This window comes from Halogranum gelatinilyticum, assembly GCF_900103715.1.
Taxonomy (GTDB): Archaea; Halobacteriota; Halobacteria; order Halobacteriales; family Haloferacaceae; genus Halogranum; species Halogranum gelatinilyticum.
Genome location: NZ_FNHL01000008.1, coordinates 59753 through 79024 on the forward strand (window position 1 = coordinate 59753; position 19272 = coordinate 79024).

A 19272-nucleotide genomic window follows, 5' to 3' on the forward strand; every position below is an offset into this window, starting at 1 on the left:
CTGGTATGGATACGACGCTGATGCTCCCACCGCAGCCTGACCGCCGGTGGACCATCGCCAAACAGTTGGGACTCTCGACCGCAGTCGTCCGATTCTGGGGCGAGGAGGAGTGGTGGACCTACGACACGCTGTTGCAGACGGCGAACCGCTTCGCCGACCACGGTCTCGAACTTGACGTAGTCGAGGACCGCCCGCCGATGACGAAGACCGTCCTCGGTCGCGAGGGTCGCGACGAGGAGATTGAGACGGTCAAGCAGCTCATCCGCAACATGGGTCGCGTTGGCATCGACGTCTACTCGTGGGTCTGGACGGAGAACCCCGTCGGCGTGATTCGGACCTCCGACTCGGTCCCGCTCCGTGGCGACTCGCGGACGACGGCCTACAGCCACGAGCAATCGGAGCGCGCGCCCGACTACCCCGTCGACATCACCGAGGACGAACTCTGGGCGAACCTCGAATACTTCCTCGACGAGGTCGTCCCCGTCGCCGAGGAGGCGGGCGTCAAACTCGCGCTGCATCCCGACGACCCACCCGTCGAGTCCGTCCGTGGTGTGCCTCGACTCGTCAACTCCGTCGAGAACGTCCAGCGTATCCTCGACCTGCACGACAGCCCGAACCACGGGCTGAACTTCTGTCAGGGCAACTTCTCGGCGATGGGCGCGGACGTCGTCGACACCATCCACCGCTTCGGCGACCGCATCCATTTCGTCCACTTCCGTGACGTGGAGGGGACGGCCGAGGACTTCGTCGAGACCTGGCACGAGGAGGGACAGACGGATATGCTCGCGACGATGCAGGCGTATCAGGAGATCGGCTTCGACGGTCCCATCCGCCCCGACCACGTCCCGCGGATGCTCGGCGAGGAGGACCGCTCGGGGACGATGTCCGGCTACACCGACATGGGGCGGCTGTTCGCCGTCGGCTACATGAAGGGGCTGTTGGAGCAGGGAGAGTAGTCCCGGACCGACGCCTCGCCGACGACTGAACGGAAGACGACTGAGCGGAAGGAACGAGGATTTATCTTGCCGTCCGAACAGATTCAGCCATGGGATTCATCGACGAGGACTATCTTCTCGGCACAGCCGCGGCACGTGACCTTTACGACGCCGTCGCCGACCTGCCGGTCGTCGACCCGCACAATCATATCGACCTCGCGGAGGTCGTCGAGAACGAGCCGTGGAGCGACATCTGGGAGGTCGAGGGTGCGACCGACCACTACGTCTGGCAGCTCATGCGCAAGCGGGGCGTCCCCGAACGGAAGATCACGGGCGACGCCAGCAACCGCGAGAAGTGGGACGCGCTCGCCGAGGTCGCCCCGGACTTCGCGGGCAACCCGACCTACGAGTGGCTCCATCTCGACCTCAAGCGGCGGTTCGGTATCGACGAGCCGCTGAACGCGGAGACGGCCGACGACATCTGGGCGGAGACGAAAGCCCAGTTGGCCGAGGCCGACAAGCGGCCGCAGGCGGTCCTGCGGGAGATGAGCGTCGAAGTGCTCTGTAGCAGCGACGATCCGACCTCCCGACTCGCGTACCACGAGCGCGCCGAGACCGAGGTCGAGGGCGTCGACGTCCGGCCGACGTGGCGGCCCGACCGCGCCCTGAAGGTCGAGAACGACGAGTGGAGCACGTTCGTCGCGGAACTGGATGCGGTGACAGAGAGCGACGTGAGCGACCTCAGCGGCTTCTGTGACGCGCTCGCGGAGACGCACGACTACTTCGTCGACCACGGCTGTGTCGCCTGCGACATCGGCATGGGGACCGAGCCGGTCTCGAAGCCCGTGAGCCACGAGCGTGCCAGCGAGGTCTACGCGGCGGCCCGTCGCGGTGACGACATCGCTGCCGACGCAGTCCGGGACTTCAAGGCGTATCTCCTCGACTACATCGGTGAATTGAACGCCGCGGCCGACTGGACGACCCAGCTCCACATCGGGGCGGTCCGCGACTACCGCGAGAGCCTGTACGAGGACGTTGGCCCGAACGCCGGTGGCGACGTGTCGACGCAGGATGTCGACCTCGTCGCGGGGCTGGACCACTTCCTCGACCGCTTCGACGGCGAGATGGAGATCGTCCTCTACACGCTGGACCCGACGCATTATCCGAGCGCAACGGTCGTCGCCCGCGCGTACCCCAACGTGAGCATCGGCCCGGCGTGGTGGTTCAACGACAGCCCGCTGGGTATCGAGAACCAGCTGGAGCGTGTCGCTGCCGTCGACCTCCTGGCCAACTACGCGGGCATGGTCAGCGACTCGCGGAAGCTCGTCTCGTACGGCTCGCGCTTCGAGATGTTCCGCCGAACCCTCGCGGACGTCGTGGGCGAGATGGTCGAACGCGGACAGATCCCCTACGACAACGCAGAACGGCTCGTGCGGCACGTCGCCTACGACAGACCGAAGGAACTGTACGGGCTCTGAGACGCGCGGACGTAGGTTCAGAGGCGGTAGCCGTCGGCTGACGGTGCCCGCCACCGATACAGTGAAGTGACGCTCGTGGGTGGAACGAAACGTATGTCATCACAGCTCAGTGGAGAGACCGCTATCGTCACCGGTTCGAGCAAAGGGATCGGAAAGGGAATCGCCGAGCGTTTCGCCGACGAGGGGGCGAACGTCGTCGTCAACTCCCGGTCGCAGGAGCGCGCCGACGAGGTCGCCGCGGAGATCCGTGAGAACGGCGGGACGGCCGTCGGCATCGAGGCCGACGTCACCGACGAGGACGCGATGGAAGCGCTCGTCGAGACGACCGTCGAAGAGTTCGGCAGCGTCGACGTGATGGTCAACAACGCCGGGATGACGATCCTCGGCGAGGCAGCCGAGTTCGACGTCGACGACTGGCGGCACGTCATCGAAGTCGACCTCGTCGGTACGTTCGTCGGCTGTCAGGCCGCGGGCCGCCAGATGATCGAGCAGGGCGACGGTGGCGCGATTCTCAATATGTCTTCGCTGATGGGTGGCCGTGGTCTCCAGCTGCGCTCGCCGTACTGCGCCTCCAAGGCAGGCGTCAACAACCTCACGCAGACGCTCGCCGTCGAGTGGGCGGAACACGACATCCACGTCAACGCGCTCGCGCCGGGCTTCATCTGGACGGAGATCACGGAACAGACACAGGGGTCTGCGGGCTACACCAACGACGACATCCGCGACCGGACGCCGCTGAACCGGTTCGGCACCGTCGAGGAGATGGCCGAGTGCGCGCTCTTCCTCGTCGGTCAGAACAACTTCGTCACCGGCGAAGTGCTCTACGCCGACGGCGGCTGGCAGGCCTACGGCTGGGGCGCGGGCGACCAGTAGCCAACCCACCAAACACCAACCTGGCGGATTGGCGACATTCCGTTCGATAGCACTCGTTTCTCACTCCTGTTCTACCGCAACCCCATCTCACCGCACCGAGCGGTCTCAGTCGGTGGGAGACAGCACCCGCGGAGCGGCGTCCGTCTCTCGCGCCAGTAGCGTCTTTGGCCGTGCCGTCGCTTTATTCTCTATCTCAGAACACACGAGAGCCAGTCCCCAGCCAGAAAGTTACAGTACTAGAGCTGTAATGATTGAGGAACCGAGAACCATAACAGACGGAAGGTACGGGGAAGAACCCAGAGTGAGAGACTGTCGCTACGTTCTCTAATAGAAAACGGAGGGTTAGTAGTTGATGTTGAGTTCGACGACGTTGGCAGCACTGAGGACGCGTTCGGGGAGCTGTCCGTAGAGGTCCTCGTCGCTGACGCGGCTGGCGGGAGCCGAGACGCTGATCGCGCCCAACACCTCGCCGGACGAGGCCTTGACGGGGGCGGCGAGACAGCGTAACCCCTCCAGCCGTTCGCCGTCGTCGATGGCGTAGCCGCGTTCGCGGATGTCGTCGAGCACGTCGAACAGTTCCTCGCGCGTCCCGATGCTCTTCGGTGTCTTCGTCTCCAGCCCGCGGTGTTCGACAATCTCCTCGACGCGCGACTTCGGGAGGTAGGCGAGGATCGCCTTGCCGAGCGCGGTCGTGTGGAGGTTCGTCCGCAGACCGGCGTAGGTGTCGAGGTCGACAGCGTCGTCACCCTTCGCCCGCATCAGGTAGACGCCCATCCCCTGTTCCTCGACGAGGAGGTTCGCGAGTTCACCTGTCTCGGCGGCCAGCGACTTAACCTCGGGTTCGGCCACCTCGTAGAACTCCATCGACTTCCGGATGCGGCCGCCGACTTCGAGGAACTTCAGGCCGAGGCGGTACTCGCCGTCGGTCTTCAGCACGTAACCGTGGCTCTGTAACGTCGTCAGATGGTTGTGGACGGCACTCTTTCCCATGTCGAGTTCGGCCGATAGCTCGGTCACTCCACACGGACCGTCTTCCATCAACTGCTCGATGACCGCGAGTGTCTTCTCGGTCGTTCGGACCGGGTGCTTGGCGTCCATGGTATAACCTACCACGTTTCAGGCATAAGCGTTCTGGTTTAGAGAACAGACTGTCGTTTCAGACACGACAGTTCGACAGCGAATCCGGGGGTAGACGGGTCTGACTACCAGGGAAAGGGGGGTTTGGGTGGGACGCTTCCGAGGCTTCAAGTGGTCGTTCGCCGTCGTGTCCGGTGTGACTGCTGAAAATACGAGTGTCGTCGTCACCGGTGCACTCGGTGGTGCCGGCCAGTGGACGGTAGAGAGACTGCTCGCCGACGGCTACGACGTCGTCGGTTTGGACCAACGGCTTCCGGCGGACGGCGGTCCCGACGGCGCGGACTTCTTCCAGGTCGATCTGACCGACCAGGGTGAGACGACCGAGCTCGTCACCGCCTTCGACCCCGACGCTGTCGTCCATCTCGCGGCCATCCCCGACCCGACGAACCACGCCGGTGGCCGCGTGTTCTCGAACAACATCCTGAGCACGTACAACGTCCTCGACGCGGCCGGACGAGCCGGTGCCCGTGTCGTCTGGGCGTCGAGCGAGTCGGCGTACGGCTTCCCCTTCGCGCACAACCTGCTCGTGCCGGACTATCTCCCGATAGATGAGTCGCATCCGTTGCGGCCGGAGGACCCCTACGGCGTCTCGAAGGTCGCGGGAGAGGCGGTCGCGGCGATGACCGCTCGACGCTACGGCGTCCCGGTCCTGTCGGTCCGCCCCTCGTGGGTACAGTATCCCGGCGCGTACCAGACGACGAGCAACCGCGAGGCGTTCGACCTCGACGAGTTGGCCGCGTCGCCCGCGGGCAGCTCTCCGAGCGGTGGCGCGGGCAACTTCTGGTCCTACATCGACGTGCGGGACCTCGCGTCGATGTTCTCGGAAGCACTGACGGCGGACGTCACCGGCCACGAGGCCTACCTCTGTCACGCGCCGGAGAACTATCTCGGCGTCGAGACCAGCGAACTGTTCGACGCGCTCTACGACGACGCACCGCCGTGCCCGATCGAGGGAGATGCGTCGGCGTTCACCACCGAGAAGGCCGAGCGCGACCTGGGCTGGACGGCCGAACACACGTGGCGCGAGGCCGCCGACGCCGACGTAGCGGGACCGGACTTCGGCTAAACCGACGGAGGGCACCGGGTCCGTCAGCTTCGACGGAGTCTGAAGCAACTATCTTCGTATCAGTAAAATTATAATCAAGAAGGTGCCAAAACGTGTCCGGTCCGTAAGACTTAATCTATGGTATTTTATAACACAAGACGATATGTCGGAAGACAGTGACAGAGAGGGATTTAGACAGTCGATCAGCCGCCGGAAGATGTTGGCCGTGGCTGGGTCGTCGGGTATCGCCGCACTCGCCGGGTGTGCTGGGGGCGACGGCGGCAGTGGCGAGACATCGAGCGATTCGACCGACACCGCAAACACCGCGACGTCCGGGTCGGGTGGACAGGTATACGACGCGACGTTCAAGAACGCGTACGACGGGAACCCGGTCGACCTTCACTTCAACTCCTCGGCGAGCCAGAACTACAGCTGGCCCGCGGGGCGCGCAGTGTTCGCACCGTTCCTGAAATACTCGTTCAACAAAGACGAGTTCCTCTACGGCGCGCTGGACGACCTCGAAATCACGGACGAAGAGGTCACACTGACGTTCCGCGACGACCTGACGTGGAGTGACGGCGACGAGTGGACGACAGAGGACCTGGACATCCAGCTCCAGCTGGCCCAGAAGACCGGTAGTTCGCTGTTCGGCTACGTCGACGACTTCGAGATGGTCGACGACAAGACGGCGAAGCTGATCCTCGAAGGGCCGACGAACCCGCGTATCATCCGCTTCGAGCTGACGAACTTCTTCGTCGACACGAAGGCAGAGACGCACGAGGAGTGGGTCGACAAGGGCGAAGCGGAGTTCCTCCAGTGGGCATGGGAGGACCCTGTCGCGAGTGGGATGTTCCAGTTCGAGAACAAAGACCGCCAGGCCTTCGAGTTCTCGCGTAACCCCGAGTTCTACAAGTCCGACAACGTCAACTTCGAGACTTACCTCCTCGAAAACACCGGTGGCGGGTCTGCCCAGCACCAGGCACTGATGGCGGGGACGGATGTCGACGCGGCAACGAGTTCCTTCACGCCGCCGGAGATCGCCGAGCAGTTCCCGGACCACGTCGTCGAGGTCAACATTCCGGCGAAGTGGGGTTACGGTATCGTCTTCAACCACGACGACCCCGACTTCGGCAAGCGGAAGGTTCGGCAGGCGATCGCGCACGTCATCAACCGGCAGTCGATCGTCGACAACGCAGGACCGCGGACGAAGTTCACCGCGCCGATCCCCTGTGGGATCGCGCCGCGCGACCAGGAGTACTGGCTCGGTGACTGGTACGACGACTTCGAGACATACGGCGTCGACACCCAGAACACCGAAGAGGCGACGCAGCTGCTCGAAGAGGCCGGCTACACCAAGGTAGACGGCACGTGGCAGGACAGTGAAGGCGAGACCCTCGGCGGCAGATACTACTCGCCGGCCGGCTGGAACGACTGGACGACGATGACCCAGACGGTCGTCAGCCAGCTCAACGAGTTCGGCTTCGACTTCACCGTCACCACGAAACCGACGAACGACTGGTTCGGCCAGTACTCCGGCGGGAACTTCAAGATGGGTTCGTTCTACTGGCTGCCCGGTGGATCGCGTTCGGCGTTCCCCTACTTCCCGCTGTACTACCAGCTGTGGGCGTCGGACATCGGTGGCGGCCACGCGTACCGCCAGTTCGCGCAGTCCGAACAGACCATCCCCGGTCCCGACGGCGAGGATATGACGCTCGACACGCCGCTGAGCACCGTCGAGGAGATCGCGAAACAGCCCGACGACGAGGGAGCACGGCCGTTCGTCCAGCAGGCAGCGTGGCACAGCCACATCGAGCTGCCGTTCCTCGGCCTGGTCTCGAAGTACGAGCAGTCGTGGACCACCAACGACGAGTGGACCGAGCCCGCACAGGACAACACGAACCGTCGCGTCAAGTGGCCCCAGTTCTGGTGGGTCCACGAGGGCGACCTGCAGTACGACCCGAACTAGGGTCGCAAACCGACGAACCGACGACCGACGGTCATCGACCGTCGTGTGCGACTGTCCCATTGCAGATTTTTTGCCCCGTCCACCGACTCGCCGAACGGGAGTCGTAGCGAGTACAAGACCACGAGAAGAGCGACGACTACGGGACGCGGCTGGCCGTCGAGCCGCCGTAAGATTCGACGGCGTCCAGTAGCGTCATGTGAGTGGACGCGAGTGTACAGATATGCACGCCGACAGCGACCCGTCCATCTCGTTGCACAACGTCGCCGAGACGGTCCCGGCCGAGTGGACCGACAGCGGCGAGCGACTGTGCCGCGTCCCCGACACGGTCGGCGCGGGCCTGAACGACATGGCCCGCGACCGCGTCCGCCATCCGACCGACAGCGAACTGCGGTTCGTCCCGGCGGACGACGACACCGAGATCGAGGTGACGCTCTCGGCCCCCGAGCCGACACGCGTCAGAGTCTTCTGGGGACCGTTTCAGCCGTGGGAGCCGACGGAACTCGGGCCAGAGGAGGAGACACTCACGCTCAGTGTCCCCGAGCGCGTGGCCGACCTCGCCTCCGAGACTGAGGCCGACACCGACCTCGGCGGCCGCTTCGACCCGCGGGTCTGCCGACTCCGGTTCGAGCGGTTCACGCCGGTCGCCCTTCACGACGTCACCGGCGACTGTCGGCCGCCCGATGGCGACGAACTTCCTGACATCCGGTATCTCGCGTACGGCACGTCCATCACCGAGGGGGCGACGTCGTCGGCACCACAGACGAACTACGTCTCGGAGGTCGCCCGGGGCTGTGGCTACGACGCGCTGAACCTCGGCTGCTCGGGGTCGGCCTACTGCGAGGCTGCGATGGCCGAACACATCGCCGCTCGCGACGACTGGGACGTGGCGACGCTCGCGCTCTCGGTCAACATGGCCAACACCGGCGGCTTCCCGGTCGAGGAGTTCGAAGCCCGCGCCGAGCGGTTCGTCGACACCGTCGCGGCCGCCCACCCGGACAAGCCCGTCGTCTGCATCACGCTGTTTCCGTACTTCGACGACCTGACCGACGCTGGCGACGCCGACCTCGCCGGGGCGTACCGCGAGACGCTCCGTGAGATCGTCCGCGGGTCGCCTCACGACAACCTCTCGCTGGTCGAGGGGCAGGAGCTGTTGCCCGTCTCGGGGTTGGCCGCCGACCTACTGCATCCGGGCGACACAGGGATGCGCGCCATCGGTGAGAACCTCGCGCGACGGCTCGAGGATATCGTCGACGTGTCGCGGTGACGCTGTCCCGCTATCGAGAGTGAGTACCACTCCGACTCCCGGCCGCTGTGGTCGCCGTCACCAAACACTTAACGTCGTGTCGACACCGAGTCGACAGTAGTGGTACGGGACACGAACCCACTCAGACTGCTCCTCGTCGGTATCGGCGCGGTGCTCGGCCGTCTCGGTCTCGTCTCGCCCGACAAGGCCCGCGAGGCGACCGACCTCGCGTGGCCGCGCATCCTGACGGGACTCGCGCGGATGTCGAACAGCGTCGTCGACGCGGCGATGGTCGGCGTCGCCGTCGGCCCGCTGGCCATCGCCGGGATGGGCTTCGCCGGGCCGTACTGGGGGATGACGTTCGCCATCGGCGGCGGGATGGCCGCGGGTACCATCGCGCTCGTCTCCCAACGGTACGGGGCGGACGCCTACGACGAACTGGAAGGCGTCGTCCGGTCGAGCGCGCTACTCGTGACGCTCGTCGCACTCCCCGTCACGGTGCTGTTCTGGACCGTCCCGACCGAACTCGTCTCGCTTCTGAGCGACGACCCCGTCGCCGTCGGCTACGGCGCCGACTATCTCCGCGTCCTCGCACTCGCCGTCCCCTTCGCCATCGTCAACCAGATCGGCAGCCGGGTGCTCATCGGCGTCGACGACGCGTGGACGCCGATGGTCGTCCGGTCGGCCGGAGCCGCAACCAACGTCGCGCTCAACGCGGTCTTCATCTTCGTGCTCGACATGGGCGTCGTCGGCGCGGCCGCGGGGAGCGTCGTCGCGAGCGTCCTCGTCACGGTCGCGTTCGTCGTCGGTCTCGTCGCGGGACGACTGCCGTTCATCGGCGCGTTCCCGGTCACCGTCGACCCCACCGCCCGGTACGTCGACCGCGAGGTCTTCACCGACCTGCTCTCCATCGGGCTGCCGGTCGTCGGCCGAAGCTCCGTCTGGACAGTCGCGCGGTTCCCCATCCTGATCTTCGTCGGGCTTCTCGGCCCGAACGTCGTCGCCGCCTACGTCATCAGCCGCCGTATCTGGGGGCTGATGAACACGCCCGGCTGGGGGTTCGGTCTCGCCGCCAGCAGCCTCGTGGGACGGGCACTCGGCGCGGACGACGAGACGAACGCCGAGGCCTACGGTCGCGAGATCACCTACTTCACCGTCGCGACGTATCTGCTCGCGGCACTCCTCGTCGCCGCCTTCGCCCGCCCAATCGTCCTGCTCTTCGTGGGCGACCCGACCTCGGAAGCGGTGCCCGTCGCCGTCGACTTCGTCTACGCGGCCTGCGTGGCCATCGTCCCCGCGGGCGTGACCAACGGGATCGCCGGGGCACTCGACGCCACGGGCGACACCCGGTGGCCGTTCTACGGCCGCGCGCTGGGGATGTTCGGCTTCGCCATCCCGCTGACGTATCTCGCCACCACGACCTCGCTCGGCCTGTTCGCCGTCTCGCTGTCGTTTCTCGGCGAGAGTGTCCCCTCGATGCTCGTCAACTGGTACCGCTTCCGCTCCGGGAAGTGGAAGGCGATCAGCCGCGCGTACCGGCCGGGGACAGCCAGCGACGACTGAGTCGACCGTCGGTTCCGGTGCCGCTCCACCGAAATCACCGCCCCACCGCTTTCGGCAACGCCTGTCCGTTCACCGACGCTTTATACGGCTGAGCCGTGAACGCCGAGTATGACATCGATCGGCTTTCAGCTCTACAGTCTGCACGGCGTCGACGACCCGCTTCCCGACGTCATCGAACGCGTCGGCGAGGCCGGGTTCGAGGGCGTCGAACTCGCTGGGCTGGACGGTCACAGACCGGAGGAGGTCGCCGAGGCCCTGACGGCCGCGGACCTCGACGTCGCTGGCGCGCACGTCGGTCTCGACGAGATCGAGGACGACCCCGAGACCGTCGCCGAAACCTACCGGACGCTCGGCTGTGACGACGTCGTCGTCCCGTGGCTCGACCCCGAGCACTTCGCCTCGACCGAGTCGGTCGAGGCGGCGGCCGAGCGGCTGGACGCCGCCGCCGCGGCCCTCGACGACCACGGACTCGCCCTCCACTACCACAACCACGACCAGGAGTTCACCGACCTCGACGGCGAGCCCGCGCTGGCGACGCTCGTGGCTGCGACCGAGAACGTCGGCTTCGAACTCGACCTCGGCTGGGTCGGCGCGGCCGGATACGACCCCCTCGCCGTGCTCGACGACTACGCGGACCGCGTGCGCATCGTCCACCTCAAGGACTACGACGCCGAGACGGGCGACGTGGTCGAGGTCGGCGGCGGCGACCTGGACATCGCTGCGGCGGTCGACGCCGTCCGCGACCACGGCTGTGACTGGCTGGTCTACGAGGCCGAGGAGCGTCCCGACTCCTACGGCACGCTGGACCACGCTGCCGACGTCGTCGAGACGTACTGGTAACGGCGGCGGAGTCACCACGGTTCACTCGTCCTCGTGCCGCGGCGCGCTCGCCGAGGCGAAACCACTATGCCACGGCACGACACACTGACAGGAGACGGATGAGCACCTACACAGTCGCAGTCATCGGTACCGGACCGGACCCGTCGAACCCGAGTCTCAACGGGTTCGCGATGGGCTACAGACACGCGGAAGCGTACGCCACCGACGACCGGGCGGAACTCGTCGGCGCGGCCGACATCGTCCCGGAGAACGCCGCCGCCTTCGCCGAGGAGTTCGACCTCTCGGAGGAGGCGACGTTCACCGACTACGAGGAACTCCTCACGGCACTCGAACCCGACGTCGTGAGCGTCTGTGTCCCGCCCGCGATCCACCGCCGGGTCGTCGTCGACTGCGCCCGCAGCGGCGTCGTCAGCGCGATCCATTGCGAGAAGCCGATGGCCGACACGTTCTCCGACGCCCGGACGATGGTCCAGGAGTGTTGGCGACACGACGTTCAGTTGACCTTCAACCGACAGCGACGGTTCGGCAAGCCGTTCACCGAGGCGAAGCGGCTGCTCGACGAGGGGGAAATCGGCGACCTCCAGCGCGTGGAGATCACGTGGGGGGACTTCTACGATACCGGTGCCCACACCGTCGACCTCGCGGGGATGTTCAACGACGAGCGGCCCGCCGAGTGGGTCATCGCCCAGCTCGACTACCGTGAGGAGGACGTCCGGTTCGGGACCCACCAGGAGAACCAGATGTGGGCGCAGTGGCGCTACGACAACGGCGTCTACGGCGTCTCCTCGACCGGCGCGGGGTCGGACATCCACGACGCCGGACTGCTGCTCCGAGGCACTGAGGGCGTCATCCGCATCGACGTCGACGACGGCCCGATGCTCGAACTGGAGCGCGGCGGTGAGCGCGAGGCTATCGACGTCGGCAACGAGACGATGCACCACAGCGGCGAGGAGGAGGGACGGTTCGGGTCGCACTTCCAGGACCGCGCCGTCGCGGAGGTTCTCGACGCGCTCGACGAGGAGCGCGAACCCGTGCTGAGCGGCAAGCGCGGACTCAACACCGCGGAAATCCTGTTCGCGGGCTACGAGTCGGTCCGCTCGCGCGGCCGCGTCGACCTCCCGCTGGACCTCGACGACAACCCGCTCGAAGCGATGGTGGAGTCGGGAGCCCTCACGCCCGAGCCTGCAGAGGACGAAGAGTAACCTCTCTCGGACCCCTCGATACGACCAGTAGAGAGCGTTAGACCGTAGAGAAGAAAAGTGGTCGGATTTTTTGGTGGCGGATGACCGACGAGGGAATGGACCGTAGGCCGAGCCGTGTCGTGGTCGTTCAGCTGTTTCGTCGTCCGACAGCCAGCCGAATCCCGGCCGTTCATTGAACCTCATCAGGAACCGAAAAGTCGCCACAGCAGCCGGGAGCGTACCGGCAGCCACCGAACTCTGTCGGTCGGCGTTATCACACTCCGTCGGCCGACGCTATCGCACGCCGTCGAAGGCGGTTCGGCCACGGGCAGTCGACCCGCTCGTGTCCGGAACGGACACTCCTTGGTAGTAGTAGTACAATTACTTGTAGACGAAGTAGTCGAAAAGCGTCGACAGTATCGGGCAATCGAAGCAAGTCATGGCGTCAGGATGCCGAGCAACTGCACGACACCGAACAGCGTCGCGGCGGCGGCGACCGTCGTCGCGAGCACACCCGCGGACGCGAGTTCGCCGTCGCCGCCGAGTTCGCTCGAATAGATGTACGTCGAGACGGCGGTCGGCATCGCGAGCATGAGGACGCCCGCACGGAGCGTCGTCGGCGACGCGGTGAGTCCAGTGAACACCACCACCGCCACGAGCGGCATGACGAGGAGTTTCACTGCCGCGATAGCACCGACCGTCGGCGGGTCGACGAGACCGTTCTCAGCCGTGATCGACGCCCCGACGGCCGGGAGTGCAATCGGAAGCGCGAGGGCACCGAGGACGTCGAGCGACCCCCGAACCACGCCGGGGAGATCGACGCCGACGGCACCACCGGCGAGACCGAGTGCGAGCGCGATGAGCACCGGATTGCGGGCGAGACCGCTCAGTTCGTCGAAGACGTCCGCGTCCGCGCTGGTGATTCGCGTCAATAGCAGCACCGTCAGCGACACCTGGAGGATGGAGGCGATACCAAGGACGACGCTGGCCTTCCCGGCGGTGACACCGCCGAAGGTGGCCGCGACGAAGGGAACGCCGAGAAAGCCCAGGTTGGAGTGGTAGGACTGGACGACGGCGACGCCGCGTCGCGCCGGTGTCGCGTGGTTACGGTGGACCAGCCAGCCGATGCAGGCACCGGCCAGGAGGACGACGGTGACGCCGACGAAGAGCCGCCAGACGAGGACGTCCGAGAGCGACCGGGTGACCGTCGACGAGAAGACGAGTGCGGGAAGCGCGACGTAGAAGGCGACCGCCGTGAGCCGGTCGCGACGGTGCTCGTTCAACACCCCGACCGCACGGAGTCCGGCACCGACAGCCAGCAGAGCCAGCATATAGGCGAGTTGTGACGCGACGCTCATACCCGAACTGCACGGGGGACACTGATGGTGGTTTCGACTCGGGCAGCAGCCGCCGTTCGGGACGGCAGTCACTCGGAACCGGTCACTCGGTGGCGTCACCGAGACCGAGGACCCGCTTTGGGTTCTCGAAGACGACCTGGCGGATGTCGTCCTCGTCGATGCCCAGCCGGTAGAGGTCGAAGATCGCGCGTTTGACCGAGAAGACGTCCGTGCGGAGGATGTTCGCACAGTCGGTGTCCATCATGACGCGGTCGGGACCGTACTCCTGAATCGCCTTGGCGACGTCTGCCGCGTCGACGCCGTTGAGCCACGGATAGCTGACCGTGAAGCTCGCGTAGCAGTCGGTCTCACCGAGTAGGTAGTCGATGTTGTTGGGGTCGGCGTGGGAGGCGACGATGCGGTCCTCGGGCAGCCCGGCGTCGGCCGCGGCCTCGATGTCGATCTTCACCGCGTCGAGCGCGGGATTCTTCCCCGTCAACACCGGCTCCTGGCCGAGCGAGACGTTGCTCTCGAAGCCGGGGAGACCGAACTCGGGGCGGTAGTCCGGGGCGTCGTCGACACCGACGTTCGGCGTGTGGAGGATGACCGGCAGCCCGTGGGTGTCCGCGAGTTCCATCTGCGCTTGGACGACGGCGCGCTGTTCGTCGAGGTCCCAAGCTTCGGCATGTTGGGCGGGCGTCACACCCGTCTCGCCGATGGCGACGACGTCGTCGAGCCGACAGTATTCGTCCATTGCGTCGAGCAGCTCGTCGGGGTCCGTGATACGGACGCCAGTGTGGATGCCGAGCGCGAGGTTGGTGCGGAAGAAGTGGTTGCGCTCGATGGCGCGCTTCCGGTTGAGGACGTCGTCCCACAGATAGCGGACGTCGTCGGCCTCGACGGGCTTGTACGGCGTCCAGTGGTAGCCCGACGCGACCATCACCATCTCCCGACAGCCGGAGAGCGCGTATCGTTCGCGGTCCTCGAAGGAGAGCGTGTGGGCGTGGTTGTGGGGGTCGATCCACGGCAGGTTCAACAGCGACGTCGGCGGGTCGAACGACTCGGCGTCGAGGTAGGCTTCGTCCGTGGGGCGTCGCGTCGGATACTCCGAAGACATACGTGGGATACTGACCGCGACGGCTTGAATCGTTGGGCAAAGCGGAAAACCGGTCGGCGAGCGACCCCCGTGTCGAACGAGGTCCACTCCGACGGCGAGTGATCCTCGACTTACCTGGACGGGGGACTCACTCGGACGGGGGCGTCTCCCGGGCGAATGCACGGAGTTCGCGGTTGAACCGCGCCGGCTGCTCCCAGAAGGGGGTGTGGCCGGTCTCCGGATACCACGAGAGTTCCGCGTCGGCGACGCGGTCGGCGTACGCCTCCGACGCTTCGGGGAGCACGACAGCGTCTTCGGTGCCGTGGGTGAGCAGCACCGGGACGTCAAGTGCTTCGAGTTCGGCGTCGTGGCTGACCGTCCGGTCGCGGAGGCTGTCGCGGACGTGCGGCGGGACGACGACGTTGTAGCCGAGCATGAAGTAGTGGTCGTCGGGGTCGAGGTCGTCGAAGACACAGAGGTCGACGAACTGCCGCATCGTCGCCGTCGACTCCTCGACGTCGGTCGAGACGAACCCCGAGACGAGTTCGAGATACTCGGGGCCGAGCCGTTCCGTCGCGGTGTCGGTACCGATGGTGGAGATGGCACCGACGAGGGTGACGCCAGTGAGCCGGTCGGTCCCGAAGGAGTCGACGTAGTCGAGGACGACGAGCCCGCCGTAGGACCAGCCGACGAGGATCACGTCGTCGAGACCGAGTTCGGTGATGACCGCGCGGACGTCCTGCGCCCACAGCTCCGAGTCGTCGTAGGCGTCTCGGGGCTTGTCGGACTCGCCGTGGCCGCGGCTGTCGAACGCGACGAGCCGGAACTCGTCTGTGAGCGACGACTCGAACTGATGTCGCCACGAGAGCAGGCTCTGCGAGAAGCCGTGGACGAAGAGTATCGGTCGGCCACGCCCGGCCTCTCGGACGTGGAGCGCGACGTCGTTCCCACCGCGGACGGTGTGCGTTCGCATACCAGTAGCTGTCGAGGTGTGCTCTTTGTTCTTCCGCCCGAGTCGCGTTCGAACGAGACGAGAAGAAGCGAAACGGAATGAGACGAAACGAGCCAAGAGTGTCCGACGGCAGTCCAGGCCGTTGACCTAGTACGTATGGACGTCAACGAATATAACGTATCGTTCACGAGAGAAGTAAGGGGGATAACAACAACTATTTTTAATGAACGTCCATACTGGAGTTCGGTAAGACATATGCCAGACGTCAATGGAATACACCACGTAACGGCCTTTTGTGACGACCCCCAGGAGAACTACGACTTCTTCACGGACGTCCTCGGCCTGCGGTTCGTCAAGCGAACGGTCCGGTTCGACGTGCCGGAGAAGATCTATCACCTGTACTACGGTGACGAGATGGGGACGCCAGGGACCGTCATCACCTACTTCCCGATGACGAATATGCCGATGGAGCGGGGGATGGTCGGCAAGGGGATGATGAGTGCGGTGGGGCTGACGATCCCCGAAGGCTCTGTCGACTATTGGACCAACCGGTTCGAGGAGCACGACATGGAGTTCACCGTCGAGGAGCGCTTCGGTGAGACCGTCGTCGGCTTCACCGACCCCGACGGCCTCCCGTACGAGCTCGTCACGGGCGAATCCGACATCGAGCCGTGGGACGGCGGCGACGTCCCGACCGAACACGGCATCCGTGGGATGTACAACGTCACGCTTCACTCGTCGGACCCCGCGGGGACGATGGACGTCCTCGAGACGCTCGGCTGGGACCGCATCGGCGAGGCGACCCACCCGCAGGCGGGCGACCGTATCCGCTACGAGGCACCCGAGGGCGGCCCGTGCGCCCGGAAGGTCGACGTCCTCATCCGCCCCAACGCGCCGAACGGCGTCATGGGTATCGGGACGTATCTCCACGTGGCGTTCCAGGTCGAGAACGACTGGGAACAGGACCGCGTGAGCGACATCCTGCGTGAGAACGGCTACATCACCACCTCGACGAAGGACCGCGACTACTTCCACTCGCGGTACATCACCGAACCCGGCGGAGCCGTCTTCGAGTTCGCGACGATGGGTCCCGGCTTCACGCTGGACCAAGACCCCGCAGAGTTCGGCGAGGAGCTGAAGGTCCCCGACTGGCTCGACGTTGATCTCGAGCGCATCGAGGAGATGCTCCCGCCACTGAACACGAAGTAAGTCCGTCGGAGAACCCTCCGACGAGAACGAGAGAGTCGTCGGGCGGTGTCAGGAACTGGCACGCCGCCCGGCACCGAGAGAAAGCAGTGTGACGACGGACGGCCGCGAGAAGCGGACGTCCAGTCGACTGTCGCAGCGGACTGTTTTGAGCCACGAATGTCGAGCGACGAGTGCCTCCATGTTGTCTTCGACAACATCGCTCATCGAGGCCAGGCGCGTCTCGTCCTCGGTGGTGAAGTCGACGAAATCCGTTCGCCACGCCACTTCGTCGGCCGTCAAGCCGATCTCGGTAGCCAGTTGGTCCGCGGAGGTCCCCAACCCGATCGAGCCATCGGGAACGATAATATCCATAGCAGTTCACCAGGAGAGGAACGAGATATTGTTACAGACCCGATTACAGAATTCGATAATAGGTCGTAAAAAATCACGCGGCTTCGCGTAGCCGAGCCAACGCTACCCCGTCGACACGCCGCCGAACACTGCGTCGGTTGCCGGAAACGCACCAAACCGCTAAGTCGCATTCACGAGAAGACTGCGTGATGGGATATCAAGGGTACGCCGACTATTTCGACAAGAAACTGATCATCAGCGTGGCGACGACGGGCGGGTTTCAGGGGAAGGAAGAAAACCCGAACCTGCCCGAACAGCCCGAAGAGATCGCCCGCGACGTGGCGGCCTGCGAAGAGGCGGGAGCCTCTATCGTCCACATCCACGCCCGCGACGACGACGGCAAGAAGACGAAGGACGTGGCGCGGTTCCAAGAGATCCGCGACGCCATCGACAGCCACTGCGACGATATCCTCGTCAACTTCACCACGGGCGGCGGCGGAATCTTCTCACGCGAAGACCGTATCGCGCCGATTCTGGAGACGGACCCTCGGCCGGAGCTTGCGACCATCGACCTCGGGCCGGTCAACTTCGGGCAGACGCGGACAGCGGAAAACACTCGCGAACAGAACGAGGAGTACGCGGAAGCGATGCTCAACGCCGGTGTTAAACCCGAACTGGAGCTGTTCAACCCCGGTCACATCCCCGAGATGGAGCATCTCGTCGACCTCGACCTGCTCGAACCACCCTACTGGTGTACGAACATCTTCGGCCTCCAGAACGGGATGCCACCGGCTCCGCGGAACGTCGTCAACTTCGCCGACAACCTCCCCGCCGACTGCGAGTGGCAGACGCTCGCCATCGGCAAGCACCAACTGCCGCTGACGACGATGACCATCACGATGGGTGGCCACGTCCGCGTCGGGATGGAGGACAACATCTACTACCGGAAGGGCGAACTCGCCGAGAGCAACGCCCAACTGGTCGAGCGGACCGCCCGCATCGCCGCCGAACTCGAACGGCCGGTCGCCACACCGGCGGAGACGCGCGACATCCTCGGACTGTAACGGCGACGGGCGATGTCGGGGCCGGGTTTGGGCCGGGTTCGGGCCACACTGTAGTGTCCAACTTATATTGTTCATTAAAATTCGTTAGAAATTGGCACGAATACAACGTCCGGGTGGTATTATCCATGACATAGGAGAGACACAGGATGACAGTGGCAGTCGTCGATCCGATGAGATGGAATAATACGTGGTATAACATCTGTCGAGCCTAGTCTGGATAAACAGTACAACCGTAAATAAAAAACCAGATATAATCATCGTTATTCATTTAATTGACGTTCTAGTTAGTGTGTTTCGATTTATTCACGGAGAAACGCAGATTCGCGCTGAGACACATGTATTCAGTAGTAGTTGTATTTTTCTTGTGGATAGAGTCCGAGGGGAGGCGGGTCGAGAGACGACGACGCCTCAGAGAGCAGTCGGAGGTTGGCAAAGCGGGTACTGTGGACTCGGAGAACACGGACGGAGAAATCAAAGGACGCTGCTGCTCGGCGTGCTCACCGGTGGCTGGTGTCCGGGGAGAGCGTACCCTATCGGTCCGGGCAGTCGGTCGGCGGCAGCGTACCCACGTCCGTCACTGGGCTTCGTGACACGACGCGACGCGACTAGACATGAACTGCGGCGACGGTCACTGGGACGGTCGAATCGAGGATGACCGACTGGGTGACACTGCCGAACAGTGCCTTGCCCGCCGGACTCCGTTTCCGCCCGCCCATGACGACGGAGTCGGCGTCGAGTTCGTCGACGAGGTCGAGGATTCCCTCCGCGACAGGGACGTAGACCTCGCGTTTCTCCACGGACAGTCCGGCGTCGCGGAGCCGTTGGACTGTGGCGGCGACGGCCGGACTCTCCTCGTCGGGGAGGTCGTCGGTCGCGGACTCGTGGTAGGCGTGGGCGACTGTCACGTGAACTGCCCCGTCGTCCGTCGGAAGGTCGAGAACGTACTGTGCCTGTGCAGTTGCGCGGTCGACATCGTCGTCGACAGGTACCACTATCTGGTACATACAACAGTACACGGCGACG

General features: G+C 64.9%; 17 protein-coding genes. 11 read left to right on the forward strand and 6 right to left on the reverse strand.

Annotated elements, in window-relative coordinates; genetic code table 11:
- Positions 1-5: 5 nt before the first annotated feature.
- The 3 genes from BLR57_RS17985 (at position 6) to BLR57_RS17995 (ending at position 3286) form a co-directional block, all read left to right on the forward strand.
- A complete protein-coding gene (locus tag BLR57_RS17985) occupies positions 6-956 on the forward strand; it encodes a mannonate dehydratase (protein WP_170830704.1) in 951 nt (316 codons plus the stop codon).
- Between the two features lie 89 nt (positions 957-1045).
- Positions 1046-2413 (forward strand): glucuronate isomerase, encoded by a 1368-nt coding sequence (uxaC, locus tag BLR57_RS17990; RefSeq protein WP_089699946.1) that lies wholly within the window; start codon positions 1046-1048, stop codon positions 2411-2413.
- 93 nt (positions 2414-2506) lie between these two features.
- Complete coding sequence (locus BLR57_RS17995) at positions 2507-3286, forward strand: SDR family NAD(P)-dependent oxidoreductase (protein ID WP_089699949.1); 780 nt, start codon at positions 2507-2509, stop codon at positions 3284-3286.
- Between the two features lie 342 nt (positions 3287-3628).
- Here BLR57_RS17995 and xacR read toward each other — a convergent pair whose 3' ends face one another.
- Positions 3629-4384, reverse strand: a complete 756-nt coding sequence (xacR, locus tag BLR57_RS18000; protein WP_089699951.1) for an HTH-type transcriptional regulator XacR — start codon at positions 4382-4384, stop codon at positions 3629-3631.
- 175 nt (positions 4385-4559) lie between these two features.
- On the opposite strand from xacR, the gene BLR57_RS18005 reads away from it, so the two are divergent.
- From BLR57_RS18005 to BLR57_RS18030, 6 genes are all read left to right on the forward strand, one after another.
- Positions 4560-5489 carry an NAD-dependent epimerase/dehydratase family protein gene (locus BLR57_RS18005; RefSeq protein WP_089700025.1) on the forward strand — a complete coding sequence of 310 codons (930 nt, stop codon included), beginning with the start codon at positions 4560-4562 and terminating at the stop codon, positions 5487-5489.
- A gap of 196 nt (positions 5490-5685) precedes the next feature.
- Entirely contained in the window at positions 5686-7434 is a 1749-nt protein-coding gene (locus tag BLR57_RS18010; RefSeq protein WP_089699953.1) for an ABC transporter substrate-binding protein, read from the forward strand.
- A 220-nt stretch (positions 7435-7654) separates the two neighbouring features.
- A complete protein-coding gene (locus BLR57_RS18015; protein WP_089699954.1) occupies positions 7655-8698 on the forward strand; it encodes a GDSL-type esterase/lipase family protein in 1044 nt (347 codons plus the stop codon).
- A gap of 99 nt (positions 8699-8797) precedes the next feature.
- Positions 8798-10240: an MATE family efflux transporter gene (locus BLR57_RS18020; protein ID WP_089699956.1), complete on the forward strand. Its 1443-nt coding sequence runs from the start codon at positions 8798-8800 to the stop codon at positions 10238-10240.
- Between the two features lie 108 nt (positions 10241-10348).
- On the forward strand, positions 10349-11080 hold the full coding sequence (locus tag BLR57_RS18025) for a sugar phosphate isomerase/epimerase family protein (protein ID WP_089699958.1): 732 nt from the start codon (positions 10349-10351) through the stop codon (positions 11078-11080).
- A 98-nt stretch (positions 11081-11178) separates the two neighbouring features.
- Complete coding sequence (locus tag BLR57_RS18030; protein WP_089699959.1) at positions 11179-12282, forward strand: Gfo/Idh/MocA family protein; 1104 nt, start codon at positions 11179-11181, stop codon at positions 12280-12282.
- A gap of 416 nt (positions 12283-12698) precedes the next feature.
- Here the strand turns inward: BLR57_RS18030 and BLR57_RS18035 are convergent, their stop codons facing one another.
- The 3 genes from BLR57_RS18035 to BLR57_RS18045 form a co-directional block, all read right to left on the reverse strand.
- Positions 12699-13619 (reverse strand): AEC family transporter, encoded by a 921-nt coding sequence (locus BLR57_RS18035; RefSeq protein ID WP_089699960.1) that lies wholly within the window; start codon positions 13617-13619, stop codon positions 12699-12701.
- A gap of 82 nt (positions 13620-13701) precedes the next feature.
- Positions 13702-14715 carry a TatD family hydrolase gene (locus BLR57_RS18040; protein WP_089699962.1) on the reverse strand — a complete coding sequence of 338 codons (1014 nt, stop codon included), beginning with the start codon at positions 14713-14715 and terminating at the stop codon, positions 13702-13704.
- A 127-nt stretch (positions 14716-14842) separates the two neighbouring features.
- Positions 14843-15667 (reverse strand): alpha/beta fold hydrolase, encoded by an 825-nt coding sequence (locus BLR57_RS18045; protein ID WP_089699964.1) that lies wholly within the window; start codon positions 15665-15667, stop codon positions 14843-14845.
- Between the two features lie 234 nt (positions 15668-15901).
- On the opposite strand from BLR57_RS18045, the gene BLR57_RS18050 reads away from it, so the two are divergent.
- On the forward strand, positions 15902-16855 hold the full coding sequence (locus BLR57_RS18050; RefSeq protein WP_089699966.1) for a VOC family protein: 954 nt from the start codon (positions 15902-15904) through the stop codon (positions 16853-16855).
- A gap of 48 nt (positions 16856-16903) precedes the next feature.
- Here BLR57_RS18050 and BLR57_RS18055 read toward each other — a convergent pair whose 3' ends face one another.
- Complete coding sequence (locus tag BLR57_RS18055; RefSeq protein ID WP_089699968.1) at positions 16904-17206, reverse strand: protoglobin domain-containing protein; 303 nt, start codon at positions 17204-17206, stop codon at positions 16904-16906.
- A 188-nt stretch (positions 17207-17394) separates the two neighbouring features.
- On the opposite strand from BLR57_RS18055, the gene BLR57_RS18060 reads away from it, so the two are divergent.
- Positions 17395-18249, forward strand: a complete 855-nt coding sequence (locus tag BLR57_RS18060) for a beta-keto acid cleavage family enzyme (protein WP_089699969.1) — start codon at positions 17395-17397, stop codon at positions 18247-18249.
- 605 nt (positions 18250-18854) lie between these two features.
- Here BLR57_RS18060 and BLR57_RS18065 read toward each other — a convergent pair.
- Positions 18855-19253, reverse strand: coding sequence for a universal stress protein (locus BLR57_RS18065; protein WP_089699971.1), 399 nt, complete (start codon positions 19251-19253; stop codon positions 18855-18857).
- Between the last annotated feature and the right edge of the window lie 19 nt (positions 19254-19272).